The organism is Mycobacterium sp. 050272 (assembly GCF_039023525.1).
Classification (GTDB): domain Bacteria; phylum Actinomycetota; class Actinomycetes; order Mycobacteriales; family Mycobacteriaceae; genus Mycobacterium.
The window spans coordinates 231,878-246,252 of the sequence record NZ_JBCHKV010000003.1; the positions used below are offsets into that span (position 1 = coordinate 231,878).

Genomic DNA, 14,375 nt, shown 5'->3' on the forward strand with positions numbered 1-14,375 from the left:
CTCCGCGAGGTATGGCGGTGACAACGGGCCCGGGGCACCGAAAAGCGGTGCTCCGAACCTTGAAGAAAAGGAAAGATCGAGAAATGCCACAGGGAACTGTGAAGTGGTTCAACGCGGAGAAGGGGTTCGGTTTCATCGCCCCCGAGGATGGTTCCGCGGATGTTTTTGTCCACTACACGGAGATCCAGGGTTCGGGCTTCCGCACCCTCGAAGAAAATCAGAAGGTCGAGTTTGAGATCGGCCACAGCCCTAAGGGCCCCCAGGCCACCGGAGTCCGCTCCGTCTAAATCGAGCAGATTCTGACGAAAACCCCCCGTGCAACCCGCTTTGCGGGTGTCGCCGGGGGGTTTTCACTATCTATTCACTCCTGCGCAACCTTGGGCTGGAAGCGGGCGACACGCCGGGTGTCCCGCCGCGCCGAATGCCTCAAAGCGGGGACGGGCGGCCTGGCTTACTGTCGGTGTGGTGAGCCAGCTGTCCTTCTTCACAGCGGAGGCGGTACCGCCCGCCGTCGCCGATCTGTGCGGGGTGCTGGCCGCCTCTGGCCAAATCGTGACGGTGGGCGCCCCAGACGGCTCCGAGGGCCGTGGCGCCCGGTTGTCGGTCGTCGTGGATCAGCTCTGGCGCGCGACGGCGCTGGCCGAGATGATCTCCGAGGCCGGCCTGGTCCCCGAGATCGGCCGCACGGACGAAGACACCCCTCTGGTGCGGACCGCGATCGACCCGTCGCTGAGTGCGATCGCGGCGGAATGGACCCGCGGCGCGGTCAAGACGGTGCCGCCCCGGTGGCTGCCCGGTCCGCGCGAATTGCGGGCGTGGACCATCGCCGCGGGCACGCCCGAGGGCGAGCACTACCAGCTCGGTCTGGATCCCCACGCCCCCGACACCCATTCGCCGCTCGCATCGGCGCTGATGCGGGTCGGGATCGCGCCCACCCTGATCGGTACCCGCGGCGGGCGCCCGGCATTGCGGATCAGCGGCCGACGCAGGCTATCGCGGCTGGTAGAGAACGTAGGGGAACATCCTGACGGCGCCGAGGCGTTGGCGCTGTGGCCGCGGGTCTAGCCGCGCGGCCCGGGATATCCGGCGGTCGCTGAAACCTGCGGTTTCGGGGAGTCGGTTTGCGTCGGCCTACCTCAGGGTGCGAAATTGTCAGGTGCCCGAAGGGAAGGAACGTCGGCGTATCTGAATTTCAGCGGAATTTCAGACGTCTGCCTGTCATTCTTCCTGCAGGGCGGCCTCGAATGGAGGCCGGGAGAAGAGATGGAGCGTAAGCGCAGGTGGCTGACCCCAAAACAGGCCGCGACAGCAGCGGCAATGGCAGCCGGAGGCGACTTGTCATCGTCGAGTCGCCGACTAAAGCGCGCAAACTCGCGGGGTACCTGGGCTCCACTTACATCGTCGAGTCGTCCCGAGGACACATCCGCGACCTGCCACGAGCCGCCGCCGACGTGCCCGCCAAATTCAAGTCGGAACCCTGGGCCCGGCTCGGGGTCAACGTCGACGCCGACTTCGAACCGCTCTACATCATCAGCCCGGAAAAGAAAAGCACGGTCACCGAGCTCAAGGGCCTTTTGAAAGATGTCGACGAGCTCTACCTGGCCACTGATGGTGACCGCGAGGGTGAGGCCATCGCCTGGCACCTGATGGAAACGCTGAAGCCGCGCATCCCGGTCAAGCGGATGGTGTTCCACGAGATCACCGAACCGGCCATCCTCGAGGCCGCGCAAAACCCACGCGACCTCGACATCGACCTGGTCGACGCGCAGGAAACCCGTCGCATCCTGGACCGGTTGTACGGCTACGAAGTCAGTCCGGTGCTGTGGAAGAAGGTCGCGCCCAGGCTGTCGGCCGGCCGGGTGCAGTCCGTGGCCACCCGCATCATCGTGCAGCGCGAACGCGACCGCATGGCGTTTCGCAGCGCGGCGTATTGGGACATCGTCGCCCAGCTGGATGCCAGCGTGTCCGACGCCAACGCGCAGCCGCCCACCTTCACCGCCCGGCTGACCTCTGTAAACGGACTGCGAGTCGCCACCGGACGTGACTTCGACTCGCTGGGAACGCTACGCAAGGCCGACGAGGTCGTCGTGCTCAACGAGGCGCGGGCCACGGAGCTGGCCACGGGTTTGCGGGGAGCGCAACTGTCGGTCGCCTCGGTCGAGGAGAAGCCCTACACCCGCCGCCCCTACGCGCCGTTCATGACGTCGACACTGCAGCAGGAGGCCGGCCGCAAGCTGCGGTTCTCGTCCGAGCGGACGATGAGCATCGCCCAGCGGCTCTACGAAAACGGCTACATCACCTATATGCGTACCGACTCGACGACGCTGTCGCAGTCGGCGATCAACGCGGCGCGCACCCAGGCCAGCCAGCTCTACGGCGACGAATACGTGTCCGCGTCGCCGCGGCAGTACACCCGCAAGGTCAAGAACGCCCAGGAAGCCCACGAGGCGATCCGTCCGGCGGGCGAGACGTTCGCCACCCCGGATGCGGTGCGCCGTGAGCTCGACGGCGACGAGTTCCGTCTCTACGAGCTGATCTGGCAGCGCACGGTGGCCTCGCAGATGGCCGACGCACGCGGGACCACGCTGAGTTTGCGGATCGCCGGCACTTCGCGAAACCAGGGGGCGGGCCCGGAAGGCGACCAGTCCGTCGTGTTCTCGGCCAGCGGTCGCACCATCACGTTCGCCGGCTTCCTGAAGGCCTACGTGGAAACCGTGGACGAATTGGCCGGCGGCGAGGCCGACGACGCCGAGCGCCGGCTGCCCCAGCTCACCGAGGGTCAGCGGCTGGCGGCGCTCGAACTCACCCCCGACGGCCACGCCACCAGCCCGCCGGCGCGCTACACGGAGGCGTCGCTGATCAAAACCCTCGAGGAGCTGGGCATCGGTCGGCCGTCGACGTACACGTCGATCATCAAGACCATCCAGGACCGCGGCTATGTGCACAAGAAGGGCAGCGCGCTGGTGCCCTCGTGGGTCGCGTTCGCCGTCACCGGTTTGCTGGAACAGCATTTCGGCCGTCTCGTCGACTACGACTTCACCGCGGCGATGGAAGACGAGCTGGACGCGATCGCCTCGGGCAGCGAGCAACGCACCAACTGGCTCAACAACTTCTACTTCGGCGGCGACCACGGCGTGCAGGATTCGGTGGCACGCGCCGGTGGGCTCAAGAAGCTCGTCGGCGTCAACCTGGAGGGCATCGACGCCCGAGAAGTCAACTCCATCAAGCTGTTTGACGATTCTGAAGGCCGTCCGGTCTACGTCCGGGTCGGCAAGAACGGGCCGTACCTGGAGCGCACGGTCACCGGTGACGACGGCGAGACGAAGCCGCAGCGCGCCAACCTCAACGACTCGCTGACTCCCGACGAGCTGACGCTGGAGGTGGCCGAAGAGCTGTTCGCCACCCCGCAAGAGGGTCGTTCGCTGGGTGTGGACCCGGAGACCGGACACGAAATTCTGGCCAAGGACGGCCGTTACGGGCCTTACGTCACCGAGGTCCTGCCCGAGCCGCCGCCGGAGGACGGTGACGCGGCCCCGGCGAAGAAGGGCAAGAAGCCCACGGGCCCCAAGCCCCGCACCGGCTCGCTGCTGCGCACCATGGATCTGCAGACCGTCACGCTCGAGGACGCGCTGAAACTGCTGTCGCTGCCCCGAGTGGTCGGTGTCGACCCCGCGTCGGGCGAGGAGATCACCGCGCAGAACGGGCGTTATGGCCCATACCTGAAGCGCGGTACGGATTCTCGTTCGCTGGCGACCGAAGAGCAACTGTTCACGATCACCCTGGACGAGGCGCTGAAGATCTACGCCGAGCCGAAACGCCGTGGCCGGCAGGCCGCCTCGGCGCCGCCGCTGCGTGAGTTGGGCAACGACCCGGCATCGGGAAAGCCAATGGTGGTGAAGGACGGGCGATTTGGGCCGTATGTCACCGATGGCGAGACCAACGCCAGCCTGCGCAAGGGCGACGACGTGTTGTCGATCACCGACGAGCGCGCCGCCGAGTTGCTGGCCGACCGGCGGGCCAGGGGCCCCGCGAAACGTCCCGCGAAGAAGAGCACGCGCAAGGCCCCGGCGAAAAAGGCCGCCAAGCGCAGTTAGCGCGCAGTCACATAATTTCGGTGGTGACTTCTTCGATAGTAGGCCGCGGGGCCGAAACATTCCGCGGGACAGCAAGATTCAGTGGCCGGGCTAGCTGAGTGGGCGCCGCGCGCCCGCGTAATTCGACCACCTCGCCGACATCCCAACACAATGCTTCGGCGTCCAGCGCGCCGCTGACGGCGATCGCCGACGCCAGCACATGCCCGGGTTCGAGCTTGGCCAGCTCGGTCAGCCGGGCCGCCTCGTTCACCGGGTCGCCGATCACGGTGTACTCGAAGCGGGCCTGCGCGCCGATATGGCCCGCGATGGCCCGCCCGGAGGACACCCCGACCCCGAACTCGGCCACGCCGATCACCGGCAGGAGTTCGTCGTGCAGCTCCCGGGCGGCCGCCAGCGCGCCACCGGAGGCGTCCGGGTGCTCGATGGGTGCGCCGAAGATGGCCAGCGCGGCGTCACCCTGGAACTTGTTGACGAAGCCGCCGTGGCGCCCGACGGTGTCGACCACCACCCGGAAGAACTCGTTGAGCAGGTGGACCACCTCGGCCGGCGGCCGGGTCGCGGCGAGCTGCGTCGAGCCGACCAGGTCGACGAACAGCACCGCGACGTCGCGTTCCTGGCCGCCCAACTCGGTGCCGCGTTCCAGCGCCCGGCGGGCCACGTCCTCACCGACGTAACGGCCGAACAGGTCCCGCAGCCGCTGCCGCTCGGACAGGTCGCGGACCATGTCGTTGAAGCCGGCCTGCAGCAGGCCCAGCTCACTGGCGTCGTAAATCTGCATGTGCGCGTTGTAGTTTCCGCGCTGCACCTCCGAGAGCGCCCAGCGCAGCTGGCGCAGCGGGTCGGCGATCGACATGGCCACCAGCATGGTGCTGACGAAGCCCACGCCCAACGCGGTCAGGGCCAGCAACAAGATGGGATTGAACAGGCTCTCCGGCGCCGCGCGCAGCAGCGAAACCTTGTCGGCCACCACGGCCAGCACGATCGCCAGCAGCGGCACCGCGGTGGACAGCATCCAGGTCAGGATCTGGCGCAGGATGACACCCGGTGCCTTGACGTTCTCCGGCACGCCGCTGCGCAGGGCGGCCACGGCCACCGGACGTAATACTCGTTCGGATTGCAGGTAGCCGATGATCGCGGTGGCCGCCGCCCCCAGGGCGGTCGCGACGGTGACGACGGGCGCGGCGAACCGGGCCACCGACCAGCTGGCGACGACGAACACCACACCGCCGATGCACCACGACGCCATGCTGGTCAGCGTGCGGTAGTAGGGCATTCGCAGGGCGCGGCTGCGGGCCAGCTCGGTGGCGGCCGGATCGACTTCGGCGAGCATGTTGTCGCGGCGCTGCCAGCGGAAGACCGGCATCAGCAGCCGCAGGTCCACCACCAACCTGACGAGGAACACGACGACCAACGAGCTGGCGAAGATCGCCAGGTTGAGCGTCGGCAGATCCTGTAGTTGAATGCGGTCCTGGGGCGGCAGGCCGTAGCGCAGGAAGCCCAGCACGAACAGCGCGCCGATGATGTCGGCCTGCAGCATGCTCAGCGAGAACAGTGGCCATGGAGTGCGCACCACCCACCGGGCGAACGCGCTGATTCGCCCGGGCAGTGCACCCGGTGTTGCCACCAACCCACCGTATCGGTCAGCAGGGACTAGCCGGTAACCCTTAATCGCTTCGGCAAGTCGCCGGATCCTGGCGAAACGTCGGAAAAGATCACGGAATTGTCGCGACACGGTAGCCGGCGGGTGGACGTCGGTCTGTCTCACTAGTGTTGCCGGTGATGTCCGGAGTGTTTACGCGGCTGGTAGGCCAAGATGCCGTGGAAGCGGCGCTGCTGGCCGCCGCGCGGGCCGCCCGACGTGATCCCGATCACAGCAATGGGGACCACGGGACTATGACACATGCCTGGCTGATCACCGGCCCGCCGGGTTCGGGGCGTTCGGTAGCCGCGTTGTGCTTCGCGGCGGCGCTGCAATGCACGACCCCTTCGGACGACGGGGGCCCAGGCTGCGGGCGGTGCCGGGCTTGCACGACGACGCTGGCCGGCACCCACGCCGACGTTCGCCGGGTGATCCCCGAGGGCCTGTCCATCGGCGTCGACGAGATGCGCGCGATCGTGCAGACCGCGTCGCGACGGCCGACGACCGGGCACTGGCAGATCGTGGTCGTCGAGGACGCCGATCGGCTGACCGAGGGCGCTGCCAACGCGCTGCTGAAGGTGGTCGAGGAACCGCCACCGTCGACGGTGTTCCTGCTGTGCGCGCCGTCGGTCGATCCCGAAGACATCGCGGTCACGCTGCGGTCGCGATGCCGGCACGTCGCGCTGGTGACGCCCTCGACCGAGTCGATCGCGCAGGTGCTGATGGACAGCGACGGCCTGAGCGCAGACACCGCGAACTGGGCGGCGTCGGTCAGCGGCGGCCACGTGGGCCGGGCGCGCCGGCTGGCGACCGACTCGCAGGCTCGGGAGCGGCGGGAGCGGGCATTGGGACTGGTGCGCGATGCGGCGACCCCGGCGCGCGCCTACGCCGCCGCCGAAGAGCTGGTGGCCGCGGCCGAAACCGAGGCCGTCGTATTGACCGCTGACCGCGCCGAGGCCGAGACCGAGGAGCTGCGCACAGCGCTGGGGGCCGGGGGCACCGGTAAGGGCACCGCCGGGGCGATGCGAGGCGCCGCGGGTGCGATCAAGGATCTCGAGCGGCGGCAGAAGTCCCGTCAGACCCGGGCCTCCCGCGATGCGCTGGACCGGGCGCTGATCGACCTGGCCACCTACTTCCGTGACGCGCTGGTGGTCTCGGCCCGCGCGGGCGGGGTGCGGGCCAACCATCCGGACATGGCCGAGCGGGTGGCGGCGCTGGCCGCGCACGCCGCGCCCGAGCGGCTGTTGCGTTGCATCGAGGCCGTGCTCGCGTGCCGCGAAGCGCTGGCGGTCAACGTCAAGCCCAAGTTCGCCGTCGACGCGATGGTCGCCACCATCGGGCAGGAACTGCGGGATTGATTTTGGGCGTGGGTACCCGGCTGCCGTAGACTCGTGCCGCCCAGCTTGAGGGTGCGCCGCCTTAGCTCAGTCGGTAGAGCGATTCACTCGTAATGAATAGGTCGGGGGTTCGATTCCCCCAGGCGGCTCCATCAGCCCACCGTGAATTCGGTCACCTTCAGCTCTCATTGGGCAGCCTCCTGGTCGCTGCGGCGTTGCGTAATGCAGTCGCTCGATCAGAGAGCGGCATTATTTCGAGCGAGGCCGCGATGCACAACGGATTCCATCACCCCTTCGGTGAGGCGGTGTGGGGCGTGGCGGGAATCATCCTGCTGCTGGCCTTCGGCGATGTTCTGGTTGTACTCGCTCTCGCTTTGGTGATCGCGGGCATGATCGCCGCGGTCTGGAGCTATCGCCAAGTGCGTCGCGAGCAGCACGACGGCGACTTGGCTCCGGTGACTCAGCTACGCCCGGCGCCCGCACTTCACGGTCGCCCGGTAGCCACGTCGATCCAGGGGCCCAGCGCCGCGTAGTCGCCGCGGTCGTTAAAACCCAGGCGCTTTAAACCCTCGTCCGCGCCGATGGCCGGTGCCAGTGTTGACCATGCTTCGTGTGCTGATCGTGGGTGTGGTGTTATCCGCAATTGCTTCGGCGCCAACCGATATCGCCCTGACGAGTGGGTCACCGGCCAAGATCGACATCAGCTTTTCGGCCGCGACCTACGACTGCGGGAATCAATCGCCGATCAGGATCGTGGGCGAAGATTCGACGGTCACATTGACCGGGTCGTGCGGCGAGGTCGACGTCAGCGGCGCCGCCAACACCGTGAATCTGCAAACCGTGGCCGCCATCGTGGCCACCGGCACCGGAAACCACATCACCTGGGAGAAAGGGCCGGGAGGTGGCGTCCCGCGAATCAGCAACCCGGGCCGCAGCAACGACATTCGGGGACCCGGCGGCTTTGTGGCCGGCGCGTGACTCAGGCCGGCGCGAGAAAACCCACCGGTCCCGACGCAATGCACAGCGCCAGCGCGGTGGTATTGGCGCGAACCATGATCGCGTCGCCGGCGCCCGGTACCCGGGCGTAGACCCGGTTGAGGCCGGGGTGCACCGGAACCTTGACGCCGGGCCCCTCCGGCAGCGACACGGTCATCGAGCCGTCGCTGTTGGCCAGGTAGTTGAATTCGACGGTCCAGTCGGCGGGCAGCAACGGCCCGTCGAGCATCATGCGCGCCGGGGTGTCCGGCTGGGCGAAATAGCCGCACTGCGGCATCGGCCCGGGTTTGATGGTCCGAATCCAGCTGACCCGTGCCGGGACCAGCCGGCCCGAACTATCGAACATTCTCAATTGCGTTGTCGCCGTGGCGAATTCCGGTCTATTCCGAAGTAGGGCGAACATGTGGCTGGCCAGGTTCTCCGGATAGGCGACCCGTTGCAGGATCAACGGATCAACCTCTTGATCCAGCAGTGGAGCGGTCGAATCCGCATGGGCCGCAGCTAAACTGGCTTGTGCGTTGCGCAGATAGCTCTGGGTTGGGTTGTCGCGCCAACTGGCCAGGAACGTCGCCGTCGAGTACAGGCTGCTGGCCACGAACAGCGCGGCCAGGCCCGTCGTCACCACCGCCCGTCGCGCCGACGCGTCCAGCCACCGCGCACCCAGCGACCGGTTCGGCGCGCACAGCCCGACGGCTGCCAGTAGTGCCAGCACGACGACGAGATCCGGCAGATAGCGCAGGGTTTGGGCGAGTTCCAGCGCGGTCAGCCTCGACGAGCGCATCAAATAGATCGGCACCTGGCAGGCCACCGCGTAACCGACCGCGGTCAGCCACACCGGGCCGAGGCGTTGCTTGCGGACCAGCGACAGCGCCAGCACCGCGATCAGCACCAGCCAGCCCAGCGCCATCGCCAGCGCCGGGGGAGTCGCCCACGGAGAGGCCGGCGCCCAACGGTCCCAGTGCCAGGGCCCGCCGGCCAGCCCCGGCACGATGCCGTGGGTGATGGATCGCATCAGCAGGTCTCCGGTCATCGCGAGGTCGGAACTCCAGCGCTGCTGATTGACCACCGCGAGGTAGAGCGCCACCCAGGCGACCGTCAGGATCAGCGACGCGATCCACAGCCTTGCGGCCTCACGCCAGGCCGTCAGCAGCGCCGACCGGTCGCCGCGCACATGGCACAACAGCGCCGTCACAGCGAAGGCGACGAACGGAATCACCGCGGCCTTCTCGAAGAACAGCAACCCGCCCAGATAGACGAGCACACCGCTCAGCGCGTAGCGCTGGTTGCCGGTGCGCACCAGCAGCACCGCGTCGGCGCACACCCAGGCCAGCGCCGCCAGCATCGGCAGCGAATTCAGCGCCGCCGCCCACCATGCGAAGCCCGGCACTCCCAGCGGGGTGAACAGCGCGAACGTCAGCGGAATCAGCAGCACCCGGCGCCAGCCGAGGATCACCTGCAGCGCGCGCAACAATGCCAGCGAAGCCAGCAGCTGCAGCACCACCAGGCTGATCGCCGGCCCGGTCCAATCCAGCGGGGCCAGCCGGATCAGCGTGCCCGCGGCCAGAAACGCCGCGGGCATCACGTGGCCGTCGTGGTCGTCGAACAGGTACGACGGCGACAGCAGGCCCTCGGTTCCGGCCTTCCCGATCAGGATCAGATCGTCCCAGTAGAAGTAGCCGCCGAACGCCAGCACCGCGCGTATCGCCAGGGCGACCACGATCAGCGCGGCCGCCGCGAGGGCGACGCGCGGCATCCGGGTGATGGCGGCGGGCATGGTTATTTCTTACCGGTCGGTATGGTGGGCCGGTGCGCGCACTGGTTACCGGGGCAGCCGGATTCATCGGGTCCACGCTGGTCGACCGCTTGCTGACGGACGGCCATTCGGTCGTGAGCCTGGACAATTTCGCGTCGGGCAAGGCGCGCAACCTCGAGCATCTGGCCGACAATCCCGATCACTTCTTCATCGAGGCGGACATCGTGACCGCCGACCTCGAGGCGATTCTCGACGAGCACCGGCCTGAGGTGGTGTTCCACCTGGCCGCCCAGATCGACGTGCGCCACTCGGTGGCCGAGCCGCAGTTCGACGCCTCGGTCAATGTGATCGGCACCGTGCGGCTGGCCGAGGCCGCGCGTCGCACCGGCGTCCGCAAAGTCGTGCACACCTCGTCGGGGGGATCCATCTACGGCACCCCGTCGCAGTACCCGACGCCCGAGACCACGCCCACCGACCCGGCGTCGCCGTACGCGGCGGGCAAGGTGGCCGGCGAGATCTACCTGAACACCTTCCGGCACCTGTACGGTCTGGACTGCTCGCACATCGCACCGGCCAACGTCTACGGCCCGCGCCAGGACCCGCACGGGGAGGCGGGCGTGGTGGCGATCTTCGCACAGGCGCTGCTGTCCGGTAAGCCCACCAAGGTGTTCGGGGACGGCAGCAAGACCCGCGACTACGTGTTCGTCGACGACGTGGTGGACGCCTTCGTCAAGGCTTCCGGTGCGGCCGGCAGCGGGCAGCGGTTCAACATCGGCACCGGAATCGAGACCTCCGACCGCCGGCTGCACACGGCGGTCGCCAAAGCCGTTGGCGGACCGGATGATCCGGATTTCCATCCGGATCGCCTCGGCGATCTGCGGCGATCCTGTCTTGATATCAGTTCAGCGGCAAAGGTTTTGGGCTGGCGTCCGCAGGTCGAACTCGAAGAAGGCGTGCGTCGCACGGTTGAGTTCTTTCGGCAGGCTCACGTCGGCTAGCGCGGCTCCGGCGCCTGGGCGCCCTCCAGCGCGACGGCCCGGGCCAGGCGCGCATACCGCAGCTCCAGGTCCTTGAACCGCATATACGTGCTCAGCGTGGTGAAACTGAACGCCATGATCAGCGCGTAGAGCATCAGGTCGGTGCCGCGGCGCACCCCGAACCAGTGCGCGACCACGGTGGTGTCGTCGGGCCGCAACACGGCGTAGATGCCGCCCAGCACAAACAAGATGTAGCCGACCTTGACCCAGGCCTTCGACCGCGAGCTGCGCCGCGACCACAGCAGGTAGATCAACAGCGCGATGATCGACCCGATCAGCAGCACCTGGATCCAGTTCATCTCGGAATCCTTCCTCGCAGGAACCCATCGAAAATGATGTTGACGCCGTTGAGCAGCGGCTGGCCCTTCGACTTCGAGTAGTCGGTGTAGAGCACCTCAACCGGCTGTTCGACCACCCTCCAATGGTTTTCGGCGATCAGCATGATGAATTCGTTGGCGTGGCTCATCCCGCTCATCGTGATGTCCAGCCCGTCGGCCACCGTCTTGTTGAACACCCGCAGCCCGTTGTTGGTGTCGGTCAGGCCGAGCCGGCGACCGCGCGGGCTCAGCCGGGCGGCCGTCTGCAGCACGATCCGTTTCAGTAACGGCGGCCGGCTGCTCTCCAGCCCGCCGAACCGCGTCCCGATGACGATGTCGACGTCTTCGGCGACGAGCCGGTCGACCATCGCGCACACATCTTTGACGCGATGCTGCCCGTCGGCGTCGAACGTCGCGAAGATCCGCGCACCGGGCTGGCGGCGCGCGTACTCGACGCCGGTCTGGATGGCCGCGCCCTGCCCCAGGTTCACCGGATGGCGCACCAGATGAGCCCCGGCCTTGCGGGCGATTTCGCCGGTGCCGTCGGCGCTGCCGTCGTCGACGCAGACGACGTGTTCGAAAACGGAGCGGACATCGGCGACCACCTCGCCGATGACCGTGGCTTCGTTGAAGGCGGGAATCACGATCCAGACGCCCTGGTAATCCTTTTCGATGTTCACAGGGTAGCCAGGATCAGCCGGTTAGGCGCCCGGCGCGCGCCAGGGCCACCAGGTGGACGCCGATTCCCACCAGCGGGCCGCACAACAGCGCGACCACGGTCCGGGTCTCCAGCGGCAGCGGCAACAGCAACAAAAGGCCCGACGCCGCGGTGGCTCCGACCCACCCCAGCGCGTAGGCCCGGTGCAGCGCGGCGGCCACGGCCGCGGCGCCGGTCAGCGTCAGCACCGCGATCGACAACGCCGCACCCGTCAGCCACGCCAACAACGCGCTGCCGGCGTCGTAGGAGGCACCGAACGCGGCGCGCAGCAACCACGGACCCACCAGGCCGGCCGCTAGCACCCCGATGACGCCGATCCCGCCGATGATCGCCGCCGGTGCGAGCAGCGCCCGCAAGCGGTCGCTGCGCGCGTCCACGAAGTGCGCGATCAGGTTGCCCTGCATGGCCGTCAACGGCACCAGCAGCGGCGCGCGGGTCAACGTGACAGCCAGGATGATCACACCGCCTTGTGCCCCAAGGTGATTCGAGGTCAGCTTGAGCAGCACCGGGAATCCCATCACCAGGATCGCGCTGGCGCCGGCGGCGGTGATCGAGTGCGCGGTGCCCCGCAGGAACGTCGCGGTGTTGCCGGGTGTCAGGAGCCGGGCCGCCGCGCGGGCCGTGGGTGAGGCCACCAGGATGACCAGCCAGGCCACCGCGCCGGCCACCGTGGCCCACAGAAAGCCGGTCAACCCCCACCCCAGCACCACCGTGGCCACCGCGATCGCCACCCGCATGACCGCGTCGGTCACCATCAGTGCCCCGTACTGGGTCCACTGATCGATGCCGGCCAGCATGCCGAGCAGGGTGGCGTGCAGGCAGAACCCGGCCAGGCCGACGGACAACAGTGCCACCGACAACCCGCGCTCTTCGACGAACACCCGGCCGCCCCACAGCGGCGAGCTGCCCGCGATCAGGACGGCCGCCGCGACGCCGACCATCGCGGCGACGCGCAGCGGGTGGTTGCGGAATTCGGGCCCCGGCAATGCCTCGACGTAGCGGGTGGCGCGGACTTCGCGGGTGGTTTCTTGCAGCAGCCCGAAGGCGGCGCCGGTGACCAGGCCGAACGCCCCCCAGAAGACGCCGAAGACCGAGAAGCCGCTGGGCGCCAGGTCACGAGCCGCCAGATAGATCACCGCGTAGCCGCACACCGCGGTCAGGGCCGTCGCGGCGCCGACCCGGGCCATGCTGCTGCGCGTCACCGGTCCCGCGGATGCGCCCCCGGGTCCGGCGGCGCCCAGTGGGGACGCCGCGCCCCCGACTTCGGTCATCGGGGCGGCGCTTTCGGCCGGCCGCCCCCAGCTACCGCCAGTTTCGCCACAATTTGAAAATAGTAAGTGCGCCGTTGCCATGGCTGGCGGTGGCGACCACCTTCGCCCTAATGTGAGCGGCTGTCTAGGAAGGACCCATGGCCGCCGCTCGCATCTTCGGGATTTCGCTGTTAGTCACGTTGGCGGCCCTGGCGCTCGGATATGCCCACGGCGGCCTCAATGCGTTGTTTCTTCTGGTAGCCCTGGGCGTCCTCGAGGTCTCGCTGTCCTTCGACAACGCGATCATCAACGCCGCGGTGCTCAAGCGAATGAGCCCGTTCTGGCGGCAGATGTTCCTGACGATCGGGATCTTGATCGCCGTGTTCGGTATGCGGCTGGTGTTCCCGTTGCTCATCGTGTGGGCGACCGCGGGCCTCGACCCGGTTCGCGCGCTGCACCTGGCGCTCAACCCGCCGCCGCACGGCGCACTGGAATTCCCGGACGGCTCGCCCGGCTACGAGAAGCTGGTGCTGTCGGCTCACCCGCAGATCGCGGCTTTCGGTGGAATATTTCTGCTGATGCTGTTCCTGGATTTCGTCGTTTACGACCGAGATATCAAGTGGCTCAAGTGGATTGAAGTCCCCTTCGCCCGGATTGGTCGGCTTGGCCAGGTCTCGGTGATCGCCACCGCCGCTGCGCTGGTGTTGGTCGGCACGCAGCTGACACACTCTGCCCACGAGTGCGCGACGGTGCTGACGGCCGGGCTGCTGGGGCTGGTGACGTATCTGATCGTCAACGGTTTGAGCACGGCGTTCCGGCCGCCCGACGTCGAGGGCGCCGAGGCCACCGCGCCGGCGGCGGTGGGCAAGGCCGGCCTGGCGCTGTTCGTGTACCTCGAGGTGCTCGACGCCGCCTTTTCGTTCGACGGCGTCACCGGCGCCTTTGCCATCACATCGAACCCCATCGTCATCGCCCTGGGTCTGGGGTTGATCGGCTCGATGTTCGTCCGGTCGATCACGGTCTACCTGGTCCAGCAGCAGACGCTGGACCGCTACGTGTACCTGGAACACGGCGCGCACTGGGCGATCGGCGCACTGTCGGTGATCATGCTGGTGTCGATCGAGCCGCGCTACGAAATCCCCGAGGTCGCCACCGCCTCGGTCGGCGTGGTCTTCATCGGGGCGGCGTTCGGATGGAGCGTGCTGCGCAACAGGCGCGACGCCGCCTAGGTCGG

At 67.9% G+C, this 14,375-nt stretch carries 13 protein-coding genes and 1 tRNA gene; 9 read left to right on the forward strand and 5 right to left on the reverse strand.

Going from position 1 to position 14,375, the window contains the following annotated elements; translation table 11 throughout:
- Positions 1-83: 83 nt before the first annotated feature.
- The 3 genes from cspA to topA all read left to right on the forward strand — a co-directional run bounded on the left by cspA (position 84) and on the right by topA (position 4,094).
- Positions 84-287, forward strand: a complete 204-nt coding sequence (gene cspA / locus AAHS21_RS08830; RefSeq protein ID WP_007166602.1) for a cold shock protein CspA — start codon at positions 84-86, stop codon at positions 285-287.
- A 178-nt stretch (positions 288-465) separates the two neighbouring features.
- The gene (locus AAHS21_RS08835) at positions 466-1,065 is read left to right on the forward strand and encodes a hypothetical protein (RefSeq protein ID WP_342927301.1); all 600 of its coding nucleotides are present in this window, start codon (positions 466-468) and stop codon (positions 1,063-1,065) included.
- A gap of 215 nt (positions 1,066-1,280) precedes the next feature.
- Positions 1,281-4,094, forward strand: a complete 2,814-nt coding sequence (gene topA / locus AAHS21_RS08840) for a type I DNA topoisomerase (RefSeq protein WP_342927302.1) — start codon at positions 1,281-1,283, stop codon at positions 4,092-4,094.
- A 7-nt stretch (positions 4,095-4,101) separates the two neighbouring features.
- On the opposite strand, the gene AAHS21_RS08845 is transcribed toward topA, so the two are convergent.
- On the reverse strand, positions 4,102-5,784 hold the full coding sequence (locus AAHS21_RS08845; RefSeq protein WP_342927506.1) for an adenylate/guanylate cyclase domain-containing protein: 1,683 nt from the start codon (positions 5,782-5,784) through the stop codon (positions 4,102-4,104).
- Between the two features lie 89 nt (positions 5,785-5,873).
- Here AAHS21_RS08845 and AAHS21_RS08850 point away from each other — a divergent pair, with 89 nt between their 5' ends.
- The 4 genes from AAHS21_RS08850 (at position 5,874) to AAHS21_RS08865 (ending at position 8,048) form a co-directional block, all read left to right on the forward strand.
- Entirely contained in the window at positions 5,874-7,091 is a 1,218-nt protein-coding gene (locus tag AAHS21_RS08850; RefSeq protein WP_342927303.1) for a DNA polymerase III subunit delta', read from the forward strand.
- A gap of 55 nt (positions 7,092-7,146) precedes the next feature.
- Positions 7,147-7,222, forward strand: a tRNA-Thr gene (locus AAHS21_RS08855).
- A gap of 117 nt (positions 7,223-7,339) precedes the next feature.
- The gene (locus AAHS21_RS08860; protein WP_342927304.1) at positions 7,340-7,603 is read left to right on the forward strand and encodes a hypothetical protein; all 264 of its coding nucleotides are present in this window, start codon (positions 7,340-7,342) and stop codon (positions 7,601-7,603) included.
- A gap of 79 nt (positions 7,604-7,682) precedes the next feature.
- Complete coding sequence (locus AAHS21_RS08865; protein WP_342927305.1) at positions 7,683-8,048, forward strand: DUF3060 domain-containing protein; 366 nt, start codon at positions 7,683-7,685, stop codon at positions 8,046-8,048.
- A 1-nt stretch (position 8,049) separates the two neighbouring features.
- Here AAHS21_RS08865 and AAHS21_RS08870 read toward each other — a convergent pair whose 3' ends face one another.
- Positions 8,050-9,840 carry a hypothetical protein gene (locus tag AAHS21_RS08870; protein ID WP_342927306.1) on the reverse strand — a complete coding sequence of 597 codons (1,791 nt, stop codon included), beginning with the start codon at positions 9,838-9,840 and terminating at the stop codon, positions 8,050-8,052.
- 32 nt (positions 9,841-9,872) lie between these two features.
- Between AAHS21_RS08870 and AAHS21_RS08875 the strand changes: the two genes are divergently transcribed.
- Positions 9,873-10,817: a GDP-mannose 4,6-dehydratase gene (locus AAHS21_RS08875; RefSeq protein ID WP_342927307.1), complete on the forward strand. Its 945-nt coding sequence runs from the start codon at positions 9,873-9,875 to the stop codon at positions 10,815-10,817.
- Here AAHS21_RS08875 and AAHS21_RS08880 read toward each other — a convergent pair.
- From AAHS21_RS08880 to AAHS21_RS08890, 3 genes are read right to left on the reverse strand one after another with little or no spacing between them, the layout of a single operon-like run.
- On the reverse strand, positions 10,814-11,155 hold the full coding sequence (locus AAHS21_RS08880) for a DUF2304 domain-containing protein (RefSeq protein WP_096290368.1): 342 nt from the start codon (positions 11,153-11,155) through the stop codon (positions 10,814-10,816). The genes AAHS21_RS08875 and AAHS21_RS08880 overlap by 4 nt on opposite strands.
- Positions 11,152-11,853, reverse strand: a complete 702-nt coding sequence (locus AAHS21_RS08885; RefSeq protein WP_342927308.1) for a glycosyltransferase family 2 protein — start codon at positions 11,851-11,853, stop codon at positions 11,152-11,154. The genes AAHS21_RS08880 and AAHS21_RS08885 overlap by 4 nt, the downstream gene beginning before the upstream one ends.
- A 13-nt stretch (positions 11,854-11,866) precedes the next feature.
- A complete protein-coding gene (locus tag AAHS21_RS08890) occupies positions 11,867-13,162 on the reverse strand; it encodes a hypothetical protein (RefSeq protein ID WP_342927309.1) in 1,296 nt (431 codons plus the stop codon).
- Between the two features lie 137 nt (positions 13,163-13,299).
- Here AAHS21_RS08890 and AAHS21_RS08895 point away from each other — a divergent pair, with 137 nt between their 5' ends.
- Positions 13,300-14,370, forward strand: a complete 1,071-nt coding sequence (locus AAHS21_RS08895; RefSeq protein ID WP_342927310.1) for a DUF475 domain-containing protein — start codon at positions 13,300-13,302, stop codon at positions 14,368-14,370.
- Positions 14,371-14,375 lie beyond the last annotated feature (5 nt).